An 18,578-nucleotide genomic window follows, 5' to 3' on the forward strand; every position below is an offset into this window, starting at 1 on the left:
GAGACGTACGTGACGGTTCCCCAAGGCGATGCGTTCGTCATACTCCTTCTTGCCCTTTTCTACTCGTACCCCATCGTCGGTGGCATGGCCTTCATCGTCTCGTCGTTCTATTACAGGGTCTTCGCCGAGACCAAGGACCTCCCGTCCTACCTGAGGCACGGGGAGCCCTTCGTGACAATCTTGGTGCCCGCGCACAATGAGGAACACTCCATTGCGCAGACGGTTCGCTACCTTGGCACTCGGCTCAACTACCCCAGCGACAGGTACGAGATCATCGTCATTGATGATGGCTCGACCGACCAGACCGCCTCCATTCTGTCCAACCTTCAGTCGGAAATTCCTCACCTCCGAGTCATTACGATCGTGGAGAACCGGGGAAAGGCGCACGGATTTAACGTTGCCTTGGCGTATGCCAAAGGGGAATTCATCCTTTCCAATGACGCAGATACCAGGCCGAATCCCGATGCGCTGTGGCAGTACATGAGCTATTTCGAGCGCGAGGGTTCGCAAAACGTGGGCGCAGTGACGGGCAACATGCTGTCAGCGAACCGCACCACGCTCACGGCTCAGGCGCAGCAGAACGAGCTGAACTCGATCATTGGCATTATTAAGCGGTCGCAAATGTCATACGGTGCGCTGTTTGCCTTCTCCGGAGCAAACACCATGTACCGCAAGGCCGCCGTACTGGACTCTGGCGGTTGGCAAACCGAGCAACCAACAGAAGACATTGCCATTGCTTGGGACATGCAGGCGGGTGGTTGGCGTGCGCTATTTGCGCCTCACATCCGCTTCTTTTTGGATGTACCGGAGACTGCATCGCAGCTCTTTAAGCAGCGCCGTCGGTGGTCGGCTGGTGGATTGTATGTACTCCTGACGAAGTCGAGCACGCTGATGCGTCATCCACTTCGCAACGCTCGAATGATTCCAGTGATCTTCGACTACGGCGTCAGCACCCTGTGGAGTCTCTTTCATTGGGTGAGCGTCGTGTTGTTCGCGTGGGTGCAGGCGGTGCTCGTGGTGTCACAAGACTGGGAGCGGTTCTTCCATAACTGGTTCCTGGCCGGCATGTTCGTCGCTGTCCAAATGGTGGTGGGGATGATCCAACTCCTCGCCGCCTCGTACGACAACGATCGTGGCAAGTCCCTCAAGTACTTGTTGTTTGCCCCGTGGTACTTGCTGGCCTATTGGATGTTTAACGCGTGGACTATTGCGTGGGAGTTCTTCCCCGCGGTGGTGTCACTCTTCCAACCTCGCGTCGGTGGAGTGTGGGCATCTCCCACCCGCTCATCGAGTCTGCGCGATTCGATTGACGAGACGGGGGCGCAGCAATGACTTCTCAGCCAGCCTATATTCGTCACTCCGTCGCCGAAAGCGATGTGACTGTCGACTGGTTCTTTGGGAATGCCTCAGTAGCCCTGAAAGCTCGCCAATTGGCGCTGGTGGGTATTAGTTGGTTCTTCGCGCTCTTGCCTGTGGCGCTGACGGCATGGGCCCTCATCCACCGCCACGACCCGGATAGCCTATGGGCGAGATACTCGGATTGGTACGCCACCTGGCAGACAATGATGACCATCGTCGTTGCGCTGATCGCCTTTTTCGCGGTGACCTTTCTTGCGATGTTCCTGCTGAACCGAGCCGCCATGCGCAAGCGCAACCTGCGAAACACTTTTCATGAGCATCGACTCGAGCGTCGCCTCGCGGTTTCGGCAGAGTGGTACGAGGAAAAGTACGGCGACATGCAAGCGCGCACCGCCGAATCTCGAGTGGTCGTCCTTCCCGGAGGCAACATCGGTACGTTCGAACTGCGTGAGCTTTACGCAAAAAACGACGTCGCCTGATCTGACAGTGCCGCTCCACCCTCAGGGGCTCGTGAGCACCACAAGCTCCTGGGTAGCCCGCGTCATGCCGACGTAGCGATCCACCGCCCCCTCGATGCCGTCACCGAACGCGTCCGGATCTACGAGCACCACGAGATCGAACTCCAGCCCCTTGGCTAGGGCAGGGGACAGTGACCGCACGCGCGTGGTCGCCTCAAATGACGCATCGCCGATGACGACCACGGTGCCATCCGGGTGCTCAGCCAGCCACGAGTCGAGCATCGACGGAAGTTCGTCAACCGAACCGTGCCGCACCGGGGTGCCGCTGGATCGGACCGACGTGGGCACGTTGGCGTCTGGAATGGCCGCGCGAATGACGGGCTCCGCCTCCGCCATGACTTCCGTCGGCGTCCGGTAATTCACCGTGAGTGAGGAAATGTTGACACGGTCCAGGCCAACGGTCGCGAGTCGCTCCTGCCACGACTTGGTGAAGCCATGCCTGGCCTGCGCACGGTCGCCCACGACAGTGAAGCTCTTGGAAGGACACCGTCGGAGGAGCATCTGCCACTGGGCATCGGTCAATTCCTGCGCCTCGTCGACGATGATGTGCGAGAACGGCCCCGCGAGCCGGTCAGCGTGGGCGCCGGGGGCGTCGGTGTCACGCGCGAGAGTATTCTCCGCGTCGATTCCCATGAGCATTCCCACCGCCGCCTCGAAGTCCTTATCTGCGGTGACCGCCTCGTCCACTACTAAAGACATAAACTCGCGGTCCTTCGCATCGGCCGCGGCGCGGCGGCGTTTGCGAGCCGATGCCGCCGAGTCGCCCAAGCGGTACCTGGCCGCGTCCAACAGCGGGAGGTCTGACTGCGTCCATGCCTGAGCATCGGGCCGCTGCAAGACGGCCACCTGGGCAGCAGAAAGCCACGGTGCGCACATGCGCAGGTACGCCGGCACCGTCCACAGGTCGGAGACCACGTCCTCCGCCTCGAGCAGCGGCCACGCGCTGTTGAAAGCGCCGGTCAGGTCGTGGTTGCCCGCCAGCGTCCGCCTCAACATATCGATTTCGATTGCGAGGTCGTCGTCCGACATGTCGGGGTCGACACCCTCGCGCTTCTCCCAAATCACGCCGACGAGTGCCTCCCACACCTGGTCGCGCGCCTCATTGTGCGGGGTGCTGGGCTCGGGGGCGTCAAACGCCTCGGCCCAGTCCTGGGCGCTGATCCACACCTCGGACCAGGTGGTCTCCGCAATGAGCCGGTCAGTGGGCGGCTGCTCGTATAGCGCCACGGCCGCGTCAATTGCGCGCTCCATGTTTGCCGCAGATTTGAGTTGAGCCACGGCCGGGTCGACCTCAGCCGGGGCGGACGCACCCTCGGGCACCAGGTGCCGCAGCGTGCAGGTTTGGACGCCGTCCTCGCCCAGGCTGGGCAGCACATCAGCGACGTATGCGAGATAGGGGTCGTGTGGGCCCACAAACAAGACACCGCCGCGTCGGTCGCCAAGGTGGGGGTCGGAGTAGAGCAGGTAGGCCGCGCGGTGTAGCGCAACCACGGTCTTGCCTGTTCCGGGTCCGCCGTCTACCACGAGGGCGCCGCGGGCTCCCGCGCGAATGATCTGGTCCTGGTCAGATTGAATGGTCGCGAGCACGTCTCGCATGCGCGATGACCGGCTTTCCCCCAGGCTTGCGATGAACGATGACTCGTCGTCAAGGGCAACGCCGTCGGGGAATGCGCCAAAGTCGAATACCTCGTCCCAGTAGTCAGTGACCTGGCTGCCCGTCCAGTGGTAGCGACGGCGACTGGCCAAGCCCATGGGGTTGGCGTGGGTCGCACCAAAGAACGGCTCGGCAGCGGGGGCGCGCCAGTCGATCAGCAGGGGATTGCCGTCACCGTCCGTGAGTCCCACTCTTCCGATGTACACGGGCTCGCCGCTGGCGTCACCGTGAGAGTCGAGGGGGACCATTCTCCCCAGGCACAAGTCGACGCCGTAGCGCCGCAATACCTTGAGCCGGCCCACCAGGCGGTGTACCTCGAGATCTCGATTGAGCGCCGCCTCGCCGGCTGCACCCGGAGCCTTACGTTCCGCATCGAGCCGCTGGGATAGGTCCGCAATTTGTCCGTCAAGTCGAGCGGCGAGGCGCTGAAAGTGCTCGGAATCGCGCTGGATGAGCGCGGCATCGGCCTTTCGGGCGAGCGAATCGGGAAGATTGACATGGGGCATCGTCACGTGGTTTAACTCCGTTTTTTCTGGCGGGCGCGGTCCGCGCAATAGGTCAATGTTCATGGAGGGAGGGCCCTTGCGGCAAGCCCCTATACGTGGGTTAACCTGAAGGAAGGACGCGCGGCCCGGCGTGGTGTCACCGCCGGCGACGCGATCCCTAGATCCTACGTATCACTTCGAAAAATATTCCCATTTCTGCGTTTTTCAGCCATGGACAGAATTTGCGTTTCTGACGAGCGCAGGGGCCCCACACGTGCTTACGATGAGGTTGCTGAGATCAATTGCTGAGAACAACGGAGGTAGCAATCATGGGACTTGGTGACAAGATCGGCAACGCTGCAGAGGACGCCAAGGGCAAGGGCAAGGAAGCCTTTGGCAAGGCCACTGACAACGAGCAGATGGAGGCCGAGGGCAAGCTCGACCAGGCCAAGGCAGAAGGCAAGCAGAAGGTCGAGGACGCCAAGGACAACGCGGCGGAGAAGTTCAACGACGCCACCGAGTAGGCGCTAGCAACCTCGCACAACATTGACGAGCCCCCGGGAACGATCCAAGCGATCGGTTTCCGGGGGCTTCGTCGCGTTTCCGTCCGCTTACGCTTGACTGTATGACCGACCTCGTTGCACTGCGCTCCACTGACTCCGCGCCCACTGAACCTCACGAGTTTCTCGCCGTGTTCCTGCACGGCTACGGATCTGACGAGCGCGACCTCGCTGGTCTCTCGGGTCACCTCCCCCTGGGTCTGCCATGGGCATCGGTGCGAGCGCCCCTGCGTCACCCAGCGTTCGGGTTCTCGTGGTACCCGCTCGAGAGTGAGTTTTCGCCAGCCGAGGCGATCGCGGAGGCCACGGAGACGCTGTGGGCTTGGGTCGACGCCAACGTTGCTGACGGAGTGCGCATTGTGCCCATCGGCTTCTCGCAGGGTGCCATGATGGCGAGCCAGCTACTCCGTACCCGCCCTGAGCGCATCGGCGCGACGGTCGCGCTCAGTGGCTATGTCTCCGATGCACCAAGGCCGGCCGATGCCGCGCTGGCCGAATCTCGCCCTGGCCTGTTCTGGGGCAGGGGGGATCAGGACCCGGTCATTCCGGCCCACGAGGTGACCGCCGCTGGCGATTGGTTCGAGACTCACACCACGCTCGAGCGACACGTGTACCCCGGCATGGGGCACAGCGTCAGCGAGCAGGAGCTGGTCGACATTCGTCAGTTCCTCGCACGCACGCTCGGCTAGGAACGCTCCCGATTCCTGCGCTTACATTGGGATCGCGATGGACGCCTTTTTGAGCCCACATGTAAGCGCAGGGGAGTCAAGGGCGGCTAGTGCGCGATCGCGCCGTCGGTCTGGGCGCTCGCGGCAACGTCATCCACGGGATCCTCCGCTGGCGGCCGCACAAAGAACGCGAACACAATCGCGAATGAGGCCATCACCGCGCCAATCATGAACGCGGCCTGAATGCCGTCCGACTGTGCCTGGGCCGCGCTGGCGCCTTCATCGGCCGAGGTCATTGCTACTGCTGACATCGTCGAGATGAAGAGCGCAGTGCCCGCGGCTCCCGCGACCTGCTGCAGCGTGGATAGCGTCGCGGACCCGTGCGAATACAGGTGCGGCGGCAGGGAGCCCAAGCTGGCCGTAAACAATGGCGTGAACATCAGCGCGAGGCCGATGCTGAGCGTCATGTGTGCGGCGACGAGCTGCCACACCGGCGTGCCAGGCGTCAGGATGAATGTCAGGGTCCACAGGACAGCGGCGACGATTGCCGCCCCCGGAATCAGCAACGGTCGCGGACCAACGCGGTCGTAGATCTTGCCGATGGTCGGCGCGAGAAGTCCCATGATGAGTCCACCGGGAAGAATGACGAGTCCGCTCTGCAGCACGCTCAGTCCCAGCACGCCCTGGATGAACAGTGGCAATAGGATCAGCGATCCGAAGAGCGACACCATCAGGATCATAAACATCACCACGGAGATGGTGAACGTTGGGGTGCGGAACACGCGCAGGTCGAGTAGTGCGGTGTCGGTTCGCTGCAGCACAATCTGGCGCCACACGAACAGTCCAAGGGACACGACGCCCACCGCAATGGCGGCGATGGTCGAGACGGCTAGGCCGCCCTCCGTCGACTCACCCAGACGGCTGAGGCCAAACACGAATCCACCGAAGCCGAATGCGGACAGCACCACGGACAACAGGTCGAGAGGCACCTTGCGCGGCTCGGTGACGTTCTCCATGCGGCGCCAGCCCATCCACAGCGCCGTCAGCGCCACCGGAAGCACAAAGATGAACATGTAGCGCCAACTGAATGCCGACAAGATCAGGCCGGAAATGGTGGGGCCGATCGCCGGGGCAACGGAGATCACGATGGAAATGCTTCCCATGCGTCGCCCGCGCGTAGCCGGGGGCTCGAGCTGCATCACGGTGGTGATGAGCAGGGGGAACATAATGGCGGTACCGCTGGCCTGGATCACCCGGGCCACGAGCAGTACGTCGAATCCTGGTGCCGCTGCAGCGAGGAGCGTTCCCGCGCTGAAGAGCGACATTGCGGCGATGAAGATGCCGCGAGTGGGGAAGCGCTGCAGCAGGAAGCCGGTGATGGGGATGACCACAGCCATGGTGAGCAGGAACGCGGTGGTCAGCCACTGCGCCGCGTTGGCCGTGATTTGCAGGTCCGTCATGAGGTGCGGGATGGCGACGCCCATGACCGTCTCGTTCAGGATGACCACAAACGCGGAGACGACCAGCAGCATGATCACACGCGAATTGCGCTTGCTGTGATCCTGGATCAAGGTGGGAGTGGAGCCGTGCGGCTGGGTGTCGGTCACGATGGCGTGCACCTTCCTAATTCAAATGCGTGGGGGCACACGGTATTCGCGCCTATGGTCAAGGTTAACCCGTGTGCGCGCTACGTCCAGCCGGTTATAGGCTCAAGCAATGCGCTATGTAGCAATTGGAGACAGCTTTACCGAGGGCGTGGGTGACGCCGTAGGCAACGATGCGGTCCGAGGGTGGGCGGATCTGGTCGCCGTAGGACTCGCAACTGCTGGGCAGGATGTCTGGTATTCGAATCTCGCAATCCGCGGCCGCCTCATTCAGGAAATTGTCGACACCCAACTCGAGCCCGCACTGGCTCTCGATCCCGCCCCAGATCTGATGACCTTCAACGGTGGTGGCAACGACATGTTGCGCACGGGCTTCAGCGTGGACCGAGTGATGGGCCTCGCGGAGAGAGTGGTGGAGCGCTGCGCGGAGACGGGCACGCGCCTGGTCATTTTGAGCGGCGGCGATCCCACGGAGGGCCTCCCGCGTGGCAAGACTATTCGTGCGCGTGGCAACGACTTCATGAACTTTACTCGCGACATGCTCGCCAGGCACCCCGAGGTGGCCTTCGTTGACAACTTCAGCGACGAGGAACTGCGCGATGGCGCCTATTGGGCAGCCGATCGCCTCCACCTCAATGCGCTGGGTCACGCCCGGGTCGCGGCGCGAGTACTGACCGCGTTGGGCGTCGAGACGCCACTGCCACGAGCGGACGATGCCGTGGTCGCCAAGCGCGACATCCTCACCGAGGCCAAGTACGTGGGGGCGTTTGTGTTGCCGTGGATTGCGCGGCGCATCACTCGCACGAGTTCGGGGGACGGCCGTCAGCCCAAGTACGCCGACTGGGTGCGCATCGATGCCGCGACGTCATCGGCGAAGTCCACCAACGTCACCGAATAGGCGGCCTAGTAGCCCGTCGGCAGGCGTGGCGTGTAGGGCGCCTCGAGTGCGGCGACCTCATCGTCGGTGAGCGTGATGTCCAGGGCCGCTGCGGCATCGGCGAGGTGGTGTGGCTTGGTGGCGCCCACGAGTGGCGCGGAGACCACGGGATTGCGCAGCACCCAGGCCAGCGCGACCTGGGCCATCGGGATGCCCCGCTCGGCGGCGACCTTCTCGCAGGCTCCGGCAATGTGCTCGTCGTCCGGATTGAAGCGCTTGGCTAACAGGTCGTCGGTGCCGCTGCGCTTGGTCTGTTGACCCCAGGGCCGAGTGAGCTGGCCGCGAGCGAGCGGGCTCCACGGGAGCGAGCCCACTCCCTGGTCAGCGAGGAGGCCAAACATCTCGCGCTCCTCCTCGCGCATCATGAGGGAGTACTGGTCCTGCATCGAGACGAAGCGGGTCCAGCCGCCCAAGTCCGCGGCGTGTTGCATGGTGGCGAACTGCCACGCCCACATGGAGGATGCGCCCAGGTAGCGCACCTTGCCGGCCTTGACCACGTCGTGCAGCGCCTCCATGGTTTCCTCGACGGGCGTCTCGGGGTCAAAGCGATGGATCTGATACAGGTCCACGTACTCGGTGCCCAGACGTGTCAGAGACGCATCGATTTGCTCCATGATCGCCTTACGAGACAGGCCGCCGCCTCCCGGACCGTCGTGCATCGGGAAATACACCTTAGTGGCGAGCACGATGTCCTCGCGGCGCGAGTACTTCTTGATGGCCCGTCCCACCACTTCCTCCGACGTGCCGTCGCCGTAGACGTTCGCGGTGTCCCAGAAGGTGATGCCGAGGTCGAGGGCCTGACGGAAAATAGGCTCCGCCGCCGCATCGTCGAGCACCCAGTCGTTTCCCTCCAGCGACGGGTCGCCAAAGCTCATGCATCCCAACGCGAGGCGGCTGATCTTCAGCCCGGTGGTCCCGAGTCGGGTGGTCTGCATGGGGGTCTCCTTGGTCGTTGTCTGCGCAAACGCGGTCACGCGCACTGCTTCCAATGTAGTCGGGTTTCACGCAGTGACGTATGGTGCGAGCGTGCCTCAAAATCTCCAGGATGCCCCCGCCCAGGCCCACGGTCCCGTGGGCAGCTTGGGCATCATTGGTGCTGGGCGCGTGGGGGCAGCAGTCGCGCGACTCGCGCTCACCGCAGGGTACGAGGTCGTGATTGCGGGATCCGGGTCTCCGGAGCGCATTGCGACGTTTGTTGGCTACGAGGCGCCCGGGGCGAGGCCCGTGATGGCGTCCGATGCCGCGGCGGCCGACCTGGTCGTGTTGGCTATCCCGCTGGGCAAGTTTCGCTCGCTACCGGTAAACGCTCTCCGAGGGGCACTCGTCATCGACGCCATGAACTACTGGTGGGAATACGACGGCGCGATCCCCGAACTCAACGACCCCCTGACCTCCACCAGCGAGACGCTGCAGGTGTTCCTAAGCGAGGCACGCGTGGTCAAGACGCTCAATCACATGAGTGTGTATGCACTGGAGCACGAGGCGCGGGCGGCGGGGGATCCCGAACGCAAGGCGCTCGCGGTCGCTGGAGATGACGATGACGCGGTCGCCAGGGTGGTGCAGTTTGTCGAGCGCATCGGGTTCGATGCTGTGGTGGCCGGGCCATTGGCACAAGGGATGAAGCTCGAGCCGCATACGGCGCTTTTCGCAGCGGATGAGGACGCCGCCGAGGTGCGCGCAATTCTCGACAGGTTCTGGCAGTCGCAGCGCGGCCGGGTGGTCGCCCGCGCTCGCGGGCTGGTCTAGTCCCCCTTGGGCCACTCGATGTTTGCTCCCGCGATGGGATGCTTGCGCAGGTAGCTTTCGATGAAGGGGCAGGAGGGCACGATGGTGAGTCCGCGGTCCACGGCATCAATAATCGCGCCGCCCGCGAGGGTCTCCCCGATGCCGCTGCCGCGGAAGTCGCCGAATACTTCGGTGTGCGTCATGTCGATGCGACCGTCGTGCTCGTCGTACTCCACGACGCCCGCCAGGTTGCCGTCGACCTGAACCTCGTAGCGGCTCGCCTCGCTGTTGCGCGTGACGGGTTCGCTGACGTGGTCGCTCATGATGTTCTCCCTCGTGGATGCGTGCTTCTCACACCACGCTACGCCCACTGGGAAAGTTAGGCGACTAGACCCATCTCCGCGAATGCCTTCGCAAGGCCGTCCTGCTGCGGTGGCTGAGCAGTTCTGTCCGCGAGGGCAAGCACCCGGGGGTCCGATCCCTCAATCGCGACCGCGGTACCAGCGAACTCGAGCATCTCCAGGTCGTTGATGCCATCGCCAAAGGCGACCACGTCCTCGACCGCAATTCCGAGGTGGTCGACGGCAATACGCATGCCCACCGCCTTGTTGATGTGCGCCTGGTAGATCTCGCCCGCACCCGCGCCGATGTCCTGAATGGCGGTGGGGACTACCGCGACCTCCGGTCCAACCTCTCGAGCGAGATCCGAGAGGTCGATGTCGCCGCCGAGGCTGACGATCTTGGCGAACGTGAGGCGGTGGGGGTCGTCCGCCGCCGTGATGGGAGGGTGCCGCGGGGCGGAGGGGTCATCTGGGCCCCAGAAGGCGATCCGCGCCCGCGCGATAAGCCCGACAGCGTGAGGGCGCGTGTACAGCCCCTCGGCGTTCTCGATGATGTAGAGCATGTCGTGCGCTTCCAGCGCGTCCAGCGTGCGCCGCGCCAAGTCTGTGGGGAAACGCACGTCGGACAGGACCTGGCCGCCGATGGTGACGTAGGCGCCGGCAGCTCCCACCACGCCGTCGAATCCAGCTCCGGTGAGTGACTCAGGAAGCGCCGACACCGGCCTCCCCGTGCAGAGAAACACGAGGTTCCCCGCGGCTCGTGCGGCTCGCACCGCTGCCACGTGGGCCGGCGGGACGTTGCCGTGGGACGCGTAGGTGCCGTCGACGTCGAGGAAGATTGCGCGGGGAGATGACATGGAGCCAACCTAATGCACCGATCCGCGGGCGCCATCCCGGCCGCTATGTGGAGGGGGATGAGGATGCCTTTGCTGCGTCCTCGGCTTCGTACGAGGCAAGCAATGCGATCTCGGCGTCCTGCTTGGGCAGCATGAACGCCGCGAGCGCCGCACCGCCGACGATCGCGATCGCGCCCACGACGTAGGCCCAGGTGGCGCCGGAGACAAAGCTCTCTGAGGCTGCCTGGGTGATGGCGTCCGCGTACTGCGGATTCTGGCTCGCGACGTTCATGGCGGACGCGTAGGACGACTGCAGTGCGGCGGTGGTCGCGTCACTGATCTGGGCCGCGTCACTCGAATCGGCAATGAGCTTGGCGAAGGATCCAGCGAAGCCGGTGGCGAGGATCGCTCCGAGCAGGGACTGCATGATCGAGCCTCCCAGGTCACGCTGCAGGTCGGCGGTGGCCGATGCCATGCCGACGCGGCGGACGGGGGTGCTTTGGGTGATCGATCGCGAGGCGGGCGTCATGGCAAAGCCGGCGCCACATCCGATGAGCGCGTATCCGAGACCCAGATACCAGTACGGGGTCGACTCCCCCCAAAAGACCATGGTGAGGAACCCGAGGAATACCAGGATGTAGCCGGAGATCATGGTGAAACGCGAGCCGTGCAATGTAATCATTCGCGCAGAGAACTGCGCCACTATGAGCAAACCGATGGCGAGGGGCACCACGGCCAGCGCGGCGTCCACCGTGGAGTAGCCGAGGATGTTCTGCATGAACTGCTGGCCCACGAACATCGCGCCCATGAGGGAGCCGAAGACGATCAGTCCACAGGTCGCCGGAACCCAGAACAGGCGACGCTTGGCGACCCCCAGCGAGTACAGGGGGAACTTGATGGTGCTCTGACGCTTCCCAAAGAGTGCGAGAAGTACAGCGGCGATCACGAGCAAACCGATGCCGAGTGTGGTGGTCCCAGGGGCGAATACCGTGCTGATCCCGAGCACGAGCGCGCCGATGAGCAACGTGGCGAGCACACCGCCGAGGTGGTCGACGGGGTCGTCGGACTCTGCCACGTGCGACGGGACAAAGAGCAGCACCATCACGGCGGCGATGATGGCGAGCGGCACGGCGACGAGGAACGCGGATCCCCACCAGAAGCTGTCGAGCAGCAAACCGGCGACGATCGATCCCAAGACGGTGGCGGTCGCACTCACCGAGGACCACAGTGCAATGGCGAGGGTGCGCTTGGGACCGTTGCCCCACAACGCCGTGATCAGGGACAGCGTGGTCGGGTAGGCCATGCCGGCAGCGATACCGGTGAATACGCGCGCGGCGATGAGGATTTCCACGGAAGGGGCCCACGCCGAGAGGCAGCTTGCGATCACCGTCAGGACGAGGCCCAGCGTGAGTAGTTGCTTGCGGCCGTAGCGGTCCGCGATCGCGCCCAGGTAGAGCACCGACATGGCGAGACCCAGGGCGCATCCCACGGCGACGAGATTGAGCTGCGTCTGGCTCGCGCCAAACGCCGTGCCTACGGAGGGCAGGGTGATGTTCGCCGCGGCAAGGTTGATGTTGCATACCAGCGCACTCAGGATGAGAGCGGTCAGTACCAGGCCCGCTCGCTTGGGCACCAGCGTCGTCGTGTCGGTCATGAAATCACCCTAGTGGGGACGCGCGCACGACGGGCTGAAGCGAGATCGTCCTCTGGCGCTTAGTAGAGCGGTTACTCCGGACGGCGAGGCTTGGCGGACCCGCCGGTGGCGAGGCGCATGAGATCGCTTGACAGGTCGATGTCCAATTCCGTGCCGCCCGCCGAACCGTACTCGTGTTGGTAGTGGCCCCAGGACTCCTCTTTGACGGCGCGCGCAAATCCGCTTTCCATGAGTAGTACCAGTTCAAAGGCGGCCCGGTCGATGCGCTTGGTGAGGGCCTTGTCGCTCCAGTCCTCGGTGGCAGCGAACAGTGAGGTGGGCACCACCAGCGTGCGCAAATAGGCGAACAGTGAACGCAACTCTTCGTCGACCACCAGGGCGTGACGGGCCGTGCCAGCGGTGGCCGCGAGAATGACGGGCTTGCCAATGAGGAGGTCGTTGTCGAGCACCTGGAAGAACGATGTAAAGAGCCCAGACGCGCCGGCCTTGTAGACGGGTGCGGCGGCGATCACGGCATCGGCCGCCTGGAGTGCGTCGATGGCCTGCTTGAAACCAGGGCCGAAGTGCTGCGAGGAGATCGCGGGCGCGAGTTCGGGCAGCAAAGCGCGAAGGTCGATGGTGGTGAGCTCGATCGTCGCATCGCGTGATTCGGCGAGGCTGACCACGCGCGCCGTGGCGCGGTCCGCGAGCAGCTTGGTAGAGGACGGGTCGGAGACTCCGGCGTTGACGACGACGAGTCGGTACGTTGTCACGATGTTGCCTCCTGAAGTTTGCGTGTGAGCGCGATCAGCGTGCGGAGTTCCTCGGGGGAGAGGGCCGCGGTCATTGTTCTGGTGACCGAGACTCCGTGAGAACTACCGGCTATGCGTTGGGCCTCGCGACCCGATGCGGTCAGGCCGATGCGCACGGAGCGGGCATCCGCGGGATCGGGCAAGCGCTCAACGAGGCCGCGCGCCTCGAGGCGATCAACGAGTCGAGACAGTGCGGGCTGGCTGAGCAGGACGTTCCTTCCCAATTCGCCGATGCGCTGGGGGTTCGGCTGGCCGGCTGGTGTCGTGCACTTGGTGAGCGTGTAGAGCACGTCGTATTCGCGCATCGACACCTCGTTCCAGCTGCCCTCCGCCGCAAACTGGCGCATCAGGGTGGTGTGAGCGGTCAGTAGCCCCTCCCACGCATCGTTCGCCAGGTGCGTGCGTGACTGTCTCGATGTGGGAGATGCGGCCCCGGCATCGGCCGAAAGGGTTTTTGGGGTTGCCGTGGTCATCATGCCGGGTAGACCGCGGAGAATTCCGCGTCAGTGTCCTGGTAGGGCGAGGCGCCGGTGACGTTGTCGCCGCGGTTCGCGTTGGGGCGGGGCTGGCGTGGCTCGGCGTCGCCGTACTTGGCGGTCACCAAGCGCTCGTGCGTGGGGACGACGGCTGATTCCGGATCCCGGCGCGCGTCGAGCTCCTTGCGAAGGACGGGCACGACCTCGCCGCCGAGCAGCTCAAGCTGGTCGAGGACCATGGCCAACGGCATGCCGGCGTGGTCCATGAGGAACAGTTGGCGCTGGTAGTCGCCGAACGACTGCTGGAACGTGAGGGTCTTATCAATGACCTCCTGGACGCTACCCACGCTGAGTGGGGTCTGATCCGAGAAGTCCTCCATGGAGGGACCGTGGCCATACACCGGCGCGGAGTCAAAGTACGGGCGGAACTGGTCCTTGGCTGCCTGAGAGGTTTTCCCGATGAAGGCCTGGCCGCCCACGCCGACGATCGCGTCCTTGGTGGTGCCGTGACCGTAGTGCTCAAAGCGCTGGCGGTAGAAGTCGATCAGGCGCTTGTAATGGCCCTTGGGCCAGAAGATGTTGTTCGCAAAATAGCCGTTGCCGTAGAACGCGGCCTGCTCGGCGATCTCCGGGGTGCGAATGGATCCGTGCCAGACGAACGGCGGCACATCGTCGAGCGGGCGCGGGGTGGAAGTGAAGCCCTGGAGTGGCGTACGGTATTCGCCCTCCCAGTCCACGACGTCCTCGCGCCAGAGGCGGTGCAGCAGATTGTAGTTCTCGAGGGCAAGGGGCAGGCCCGCGCGGATGTCCTGGCCAAACCAGGGGTAGACGGGCGCCGTGTTGCCGCGACCCAGCATGAGGTCCATGCGGCCACCGCTCAGGTGCTGGAGCATCGCGTACTCCTCCGCTATGCGAACCGGGTCGTTGGTGGTGATGAGCGTGGTCGACGTGGTGACCGTGAGCGTCTCGGTGAGGGCGGCGATGTGGGAAAGCAGCGTCGTGGGGGACGAGGAGAAGAACGGCGGGTTGTGGTGCTCGCCAATGGCGAAGACGTCTAGGCCCACGTCTTCGGCCGTGGTGGCGATTTTGACGATGGCGGCGATGCGCTCGGCCTCCGACGGGGTATTGCCGCTGATGGGGTCGCGAGTGATGTCGCTGACCGACATGATGCCGAACTGCATGGGGTGAGTCACGGTGCTGCTCCTTAGGCGTTGATCAAAGTATATGCGTATGCATATATCAACCAGGCATGGTGAGATCTATTCCCGGGCGGACGTGCGTGCGGAACTACGCTTCCCGAGAGTCAGCGTCGGCGACTCCCTATGAATGCTCGCCGTGCGGATTTTCCTTGCGAGGCGACATGGCTCCCGCGAGCAGGATCACCATCATTCCCATCACCGGCACGATGGCGAGCCCCACACGCAGGCTGGTCGCGTCGGCAATGGCGCCCACGAGCGGGGGCGACAGCAGGAATGCGAGTCTGAGTAGCCACGACACGATGGTGAGCCCGGTTCCGGTGCGCAGCCCGGGAAGTTCGTCGGCGGCGTGCATCGCCCCGGGGATCAACGTCGCGACACCGAAGCCGGCAAGACCGAACCCTGCGATGGTGCCCCACACGGACGGGAAGGCGAGCGCCATGCCCATGCCGACGGCAACGAGCAATCCACCCCAACGGGCAACAGCACGCTGGCCCCACCGGTCCACCATGCGGTCTCCGAGGATGCGTCCGATGAACTGGAAGCCCTGCATGGAGACAAAGCCGAGCGCGGCGAGTGTGGCGCCTGCAGTCAGCTCGTCGCGAAGGTAACTCGCCGACCAGGTCGAGGCCGCGTCCTCTGCCCAGCCTCCCGCAATTGCGATCATGCTCAGTGCGGCGAGCAGGCCCCAGGTGCGGCCCGGAACTCGGCGTAGGGGAGTGTGAGGTGAATCCGCGGTATGGGGGACACCGGCCTCGTCTGCGCCCTCCTCGCCAGAGTGCTTGGGCTCGGGGCCCTTCAGCAGCATCGGATACGCGACGATGTTGACCGCCACGACCAGCACAGAGACAAGGCCAAATTGCCACGGTACCGAGAGCCCGATGCCGGCCGCGATGCCGCCGATGAGTCCTCCCGATACGGCTCCGATGCTCCACAGCGCGTGGAAGGAGTTCAGGATGGAACGCTTGTAGCGTCGCTGGACGCGCAGTCCGTGCGAGTTTTGGGCGACGTCAACCCAGGCGTCCGTCGCGCCCACGATGAAGAGCGCCACTCCAAACCAGAGGGGGGAGCTCGCGAGGCCGGCGGCGAGCATCGCGAACGTGCTGAGGACCATGCCGAACGTCGCCACGCGGGAGGACCGGAATCTTCGGATGAGGGCGGCGGCTCCTAATCCAAGGAGTAGTGAGCCAACCGGCCAGGCCGCCATCGCGACGCCAAGGCCGCCGTAGGACAACTCGAGCGAGTCCCGGATTTCGGGGATGCGGGGGGCGAATCCGCCCAGCACGATTCCGTTCGTGAAGAAGATGAGGGCGACGCCAAGACGGGCGCGTTTGAGTTCCGGGGCGACGGTGCGGAGGGTCGACATGAGACTAGTCTCCCGGAATTTTCAGACTTTACTTGCCACGCGGTAGGTTTTAGGGCTCGCGCACCGTGAAGCGCGCGCTCAGGAGCGACTCCAGGCGGGACGATGGCCCCACGAGCAGGTCGAAGTCTCCCGCTTCAACTATCCGCTCGGCGCGCGCATTCACCATCGAGCAGTCTGCGACCGGCACGGAAATGTCCACGTGTGCAGACTCGCCAGGCTGGAGGTCCACGTGCGAGTGAGACTTGAGTTCACGGTCCGCCCACGTAGCGGACGTGTTGACGTCTCGCACGTACACCTGAATGGTTTCGCGCGTGGGGCGATCACCCGTGTTCGTGATGGTGACAGTGGCGCGGACCGTGTCGTTCCGGCCCAGGTCGGCCCGCTCGATGCTCAGGCCGGAATACTCAACGGTCGTGTAGGACAAGCCCTCGCCGAACACCCACGCAGGCTCCTGGGTGAGATCCGCATAGCGGGTGCCGTGCTGGGCGTCGATCTGGTTGTAGAACGTGGGTTGCTGGCCCACGTGACGCGCGAAGGAGATGGGCAGGCGTCCGCTTGGCTCGATATGGCCCAAGATCAGCTCGGCAAGGGCCTGTCCTCCAACCATGCCGGGGTTCGCGGCCCAGATGATGGCGGCGGCTTGATGTGCGGAGGGCGGGAGGACAAGCGGCTTGGACGCGAGTACCACCACAATCATGGGCGTGTCCGTCGAGGCCAGGGCGTCGAGCAGGGCCACCTGGCCGCCGATGAGGTCGAGCGTCGCGGTGGACCTTCCCTCGCCAATCAGTTCGATGCGGTCACCCACCACTGCCACCACATAGTCTGCGTCACGCGCGGCCGCCACGGCATCGGCGATCATGTCCCTGTTCGGCTCGCTGGGAAAGACCACCTGCGGGCGCGGTTGGCCATCGGCGAAGAAGGCGCCGGCAGGGTCCTCGCCCAACGTCAGGATGTCCGCACCGCGAGAGTGCGTCACAGTCCAGCCGTCGGGGGTCAGGTTGGTGAGTCCATCGAGAACCGTCGTGATCTGCTCACGAGGGTGGCCATCCATCAGCCAGGGGGCCTGACCGGACGAACCCGCCCAATCCCCCAACTGGGTCTGTGCGTCGTCTGCATTCGGTCCGACGACGGCAATACGTTTGGTGGCGTCGAGCGGGAGGGGCAGGGTGCCGTCGTTCTGGAGTAGCACCAGCGAGCGGCGCGCTGACTCGAGGTTAATGTCGGTATGCGCCGGGGTGGCGATATTGGCGTCCTGGAGCGACGGGTCGGGCATGCGAGGATTCTCAAACAGTCCCAACTCGAACTTCAGGGTAAGGATGCGGGCAACGGCCTGGTCAATGCGCGATTCCTCCAGCAAGCCCTGTGCGACGGCGTCCTGGGCTCCCTGGAAGAACGCGGGCGTGGTCATGATCATGTCGTTGCCGGCGTTGACTGCTGCGGCCGAAGCCTGGGCGTAGTCGGGGAACAGGCGCTGTTCGCGCACCAGGTTGCCGACGTTGTCCCAGTCCGTGATCAGCGTGCCGGAGTATCCCCACTCCTCACGCAGGATGTCCTTGAGAAGCCAGTCGTTGATGGTGATGGGCACGCCGTCGGTGGCCTGGTAGCCCAGCATGAAGGTGGCGCTGCCCTCCCGGGCGACCCGCTCGAATGGGGGCAGGTACCAGGCGCGCAGCTTGCGACGCGAGATGTCCGCCTCGGACGCGTCGCGCCCGCCCTGAGTCTCGGAGTAGCCAGCGAAGTGCTTGGCAGTGGCCAGAATGGCCGTGGGGTCGCCAAGGCCGTCACCCTGATAACCCTTGACCATCGCCGATGCGAGCTCGCCAATCAGGTATGGATCCTCGCCAAACGTCTCGCTGACTCGGCCCCAGCGCAGGTCGCGTGCAATGCACAGGACAGGGGAGAAGGTCCAGTGGATGCCGGTGGCGGCGACCTCGACGGCGGTGGCGCGTGCGACGCGCTCCAGGAGGTCCGCGTCCCACGTTGCGGCCATGCCGAGCTGCGTGGGGAAGATGGTGGCACCCTTCCAGAAGGAGTGACCGTGAATGCAGTCTTCGCCCACGAGCAGTGGGATCTGTAGGCGAGACTTCTCGGTCCAGGTGTGCGCCTCGAGTACTCGGTCAGGCGAGGTATGAAGAATCGACCCGACATGGAAGTCTTCGATGATCGACTGGACGCCATCAGTCGCCGTGAGTTGCATCATCTGGCCGACCTTCTCGGCCAGCGTCATGCGGGCGATGAGGTCTTCAACTCGCTGAGAGGTAGGAAGCGAGGAGTCCAGGTACGGAGAGGCGTTCACAAAATTGTCCTTGGGTGGTAGCGGTCGCACACGCTCGTGACGAATCGTTTCGAGTCTATTATATCGGATTTACTTACTCACTAGTAAGTAAATCCCGCTGTTCGGCCCCTCC

Annotated in this window: 17 protein-coding genes; 6 read left to right on the forward strand and 11 right to left on the reverse strand. The window is 64.2% G+C overall.

Annotated features, from left to right (window positions below; genetic code table 11):
• The first annotated feature begins 9 nt into the window (after nt 1-9).
• Nucleotides 10-1,332 carry a glycosyltransferase family 2 protein gene (locus tag AOP73_RS09040; RefSeq protein ID WP_061965182.1) on the forward strand — a complete coding sequence of 441 codons (1,323 nt, stop codon included), beginning with the start codon at nt 10-12 and terminating at the stop codon, nt 1,330-1,332.
• Entirely contained in the window at nt 1,329-1,838 is a 510-nt protein-coding gene (locus tag AOP73_RS09045; protein WP_061965184.1) for a hypothetical protein, read from the forward strand. Before AOP73_RS09040 ends, AOP73_RS09045 begins: the two co-directional genes overlap by 4 nt.
• 21 nt (nt 1,839-1,859) lie before the next feature.
• Here AOP73_RS09045 and helR read toward each other — a convergent pair whose 3' ends face one another.
• Nucleotides 1,860-4,037: an RNA polymerase recycling motor ATPase HelR gene (gene helR, locus AOP73_RS09050; protein ID WP_061965678.1), complete on the reverse strand. Its 2,178-nt coding sequence runs from the start codon at nt 4,035-4,037 to the stop codon at nt 1,860-1,862.
• Nucleotides 4,038-4,345: 308 nt separating this feature from the next.
• Between helR and AOP73_RS09055 the strand changes: the two genes are divergently transcribed.
• Both AOP73_RS09055 and AOP73_RS09060 read left to right on the forward strand, forming a co-directional pair.
• Nucleotides 4,346-4,540, forward strand: coding sequence for a CsbD family protein (locus AOP73_RS09055; RefSeq protein ID WP_061965186.1), 195 nt, complete (start codon nt 4,346-4,348; stop codon nt 4,538-4,540).
• Nucleotides 4,541-4,641: 101 nt separating this feature from the next.
• Nucleotides 4,642-5,265: an alpha/beta hydrolase gene (locus AOP73_RS09060; RefSeq protein ID WP_061965188.1), complete on the forward strand. Its 624-nt coding sequence runs from the start codon at nt 4,642-4,644 to the stop codon at nt 5,263-5,265.
• Nucleotides 5,266-5,351: 86 nt separating this feature from the next.
• Here the strand turns inward: AOP73_RS09060 and AOP73_RS09065 are convergent, their stop codons facing one another.
• Nucleotides 5,352-6,851, reverse strand: a complete 1,500-nt coding sequence (locus tag AOP73_RS09065; RefSeq protein WP_061965680.1) for an MDR family MFS transporter — start codon at nt 6,849-6,851, stop codon at nt 5,352-5,354.
• Between the two features lie 109 nt (nt 6,852-6,960).
• Here AOP73_RS09065 and AOP73_RS09070 point away from each other — a divergent pair, with 109 nt between their 5' ends.
• Nucleotides 6,961-7,746, forward strand: coding sequence for an SGNH/GDSL hydrolase family protein (locus tag AOP73_RS09070; protein ID WP_061965190.1), 786 nt, complete (start codon nt 6,961-6,963; stop codon nt 7,744-7,746).
• A gap of 5 nt (nt 7,747-7,751) precedes the next feature.
• Here the strand turns inward: AOP73_RS09070 and AOP73_RS09075 are convergent, their stop codons facing one another.
• Nucleotides 7,752-8,720, reverse strand: coding sequence for an aldo/keto reductase (locus AOP73_RS09075; RefSeq protein WP_061965192.1), 969 nt, complete (start codon nt 8,718-8,720; stop codon nt 7,752-7,754).
• Nucleotides 8,721-8,811: 91 nt separating this feature from the next.
• Between AOP73_RS09075 and AOP73_RS09080 the strand changes: the two genes are divergently transcribed.
• Nucleotides 8,812-9,531 carry an NADPH-dependent F420 reductase gene (locus AOP73_RS09080; protein ID WP_236683568.1) on the forward strand — a complete coding sequence of 240 codons (720 nt, stop codon included), beginning with the start codon at nt 8,812-8,814 and terminating at the stop codon, nt 9,529-9,531.
• Here AOP73_RS09080 and AOP73_RS09085 read toward each other — a convergent pair.
• The 8 genes from AOP73_RS09085 to AOP73_RS09120 all read right to left on the reverse strand — a co-directional run bounded on the left by AOP73_RS09085 (nt 9,528) and on the right by AOP73_RS09120 (nt 18,466).
• On the reverse strand, nt 9,528-9,833 hold the full coding sequence (locus tag AOP73_RS09085; RefSeq protein WP_061965194.1) for a GNAT family N-acetyltransferase: 306 nt from the start codon (nt 9,831-9,833) through the stop codon (nt 9,528-9,530). The two genes, AOP73_RS09080 and AOP73_RS09085, sit on opposite strands and share 4 nt — an antisense overlap.
• Nucleotides 9,834-9,889: 56 nt before the next feature.
• Complete coding sequence (locus AOP73_RS09090; protein WP_061965196.1) at nt 9,890-10,708, reverse strand: HAD-IIB family hydrolase; 819 nt, start codon at nt 10,706-10,708, stop codon at nt 9,890-9,892.
• A 43-nt stretch (nt 10,709-10,751) separates the two neighbouring features.
• Complete coding sequence (locus tag AOP73_RS09095) at nt 10,752-12,341, reverse strand: MFS transporter (RefSeq protein ID WP_061965198.1); 1,590 nt, start codon at nt 12,339-12,341, stop codon at nt 10,752-10,754.
• A 71-nt stretch (nt 12,342-12,412) separates the two neighbouring features.
• Complete coding sequence (locus AOP73_RS09100; RefSeq protein WP_236683569.1) at nt 12,413-13,093, reverse strand: CE1759 family FMN reductase; 681 nt, start codon at nt 13,091-13,093, stop codon at nt 12,413-12,415.
• Nucleotides 13,090-13,608, reverse strand: coding sequence for a MarR family winged helix-turn-helix transcriptional regulator (locus AOP73_RS09105; RefSeq protein WP_236683570.1), 519 nt, complete (start codon nt 13,606-13,608; stop codon nt 13,090-13,092). Before AOP73_RS09105 ends, AOP73_RS09100 begins: the two co-directional genes overlap by 4 nt.
• Entirely contained in the window at nt 13,605-14,789 is a 1,185-nt protein-coding gene (locus AOP73_RS09110) for a CE1758 family FMN-dependent luciferase-like monooxygenase (RefSeq protein WP_061965685.1), read from the reverse strand. Before AOP73_RS09110 ends, AOP73_RS09105 begins: the two co-directional genes overlap by 4 nt.
• A gap of 139 nt (nt 14,790-14,928) precedes the next feature.
• A complete protein-coding gene (locus AOP73_RS09115; RefSeq protein WP_061965202.1) occupies nt 14,929-16,170 on the reverse strand; it encodes an MFS transporter in 1,242 nt (413 codons plus the stop codon).
• 49 nt (nt 16,171-16,219) lie between these two features.
• Nucleotides 16,220-18,466, reverse strand: coding sequence for an exo-beta-d-1,3/1,6-glucosidase (locus AOP73_RS09120; protein ID WP_061965204.1), 2,247 nt, complete (start codon nt 18,464-18,466; stop codon nt 16,220-16,222).
• Between the last annotated feature and the right edge of the window lie 112 nt (nt 18,467-18,578).

The sequence above is a fragment of the Demequina aurantiaca genome, assembly GCF_000975135.1.
Lineage (GTDB): Bacteria > Actinomycetota > Actinomycetes > Actinomycetales > Demequinaceae > Demequina > Demequina aurantiaca.

Excerpts from the sequence above, each read along its gene's own strand:
- AOP73_RS09045 (WP_061965184.1), top strand. The coding sequence starts at position 1,329 with ATGACTTCTCAGCCAGCCTATATTCGTCACTCCGTCGCCGAAAGCGAT.
- helR (WP_061965678.1), bottom strand. The coding sequence starts at position 4,037 with ATGCCCCATGTCAATCTTCCCGATTCGCTCGCCCGAAAGGCCGATGCC.
- AOP73_RS09055 (WP_061965186.1), top strand. The coding sequence starts at position 4,346 with ATGGGACTTGGTGACAAGATCGGCAACGCTGCAGAGGACGCCAAGGGC.
- AOP73_RS09060 (WP_061965188.1), top strand. The coding sequence starts at position 4,642 with ATGACCGACCTCGTTGCACTGCGCTCCACTGACTCCGCGCCCACTGAA.
- AOP73_RS09070 (WP_061965190.1), top strand. The coding sequence starts at position 6,961 with ATGCGCTATGTAGCAATTGGAGACAGCTTTACCGAGGGCGTGGGTGAC.
- AOP73_RS09075 (WP_061965192.1), bottom strand. The coding sequence starts at position 8,720 with ATGCAGACCACCCGACTCGGGACCACCGGGCTGAAGATCAGCCGCCTC.
- AOP73_RS09085 (WP_061965194.1), bottom strand. The coding sequence starts at position 9,833 with ATGAGCGACCACGTCAGCGAACCCGTCACGCGCAACAGCGAGGCGAGC.
- AOP73_RS09090 (WP_061965196.1), bottom strand. The coding sequence starts at position 10,708 with ATGTCATCTCCCCGCGCAATCTTCCTCGACGTCGACGGCACCTACGCG.
- AOP73_RS09095 (WP_061965198.1), bottom strand. The coding sequence starts at position 12,341 with ATGACCGACACGACGACGCTGGTGCCCAAGCGAGCGGGCCTGGTACTG.
- AOP73_RS09105 (WP_236683570.1), bottom strand. The coding sequence starts at position 13,608 with ATGATGACCACGGCAACCCCAAAAACCCTTTCGGCCGATGCCGGGGCC.
- AOP73_RS09110 (WP_061965685.1), bottom strand. The coding sequence starts at position 14,789 with ATGCAGTTCGGCATCATGTCGGTCAGCGACATCACTCGCGACCCCATC.
- AOP73_RS09115 (WP_061965202.1), bottom strand. The coding sequence starts at position 16,170 with ATGTCGACCCTCCGCACCGTCGCCCCGGAACTCAAACGCGCCCGTCTT.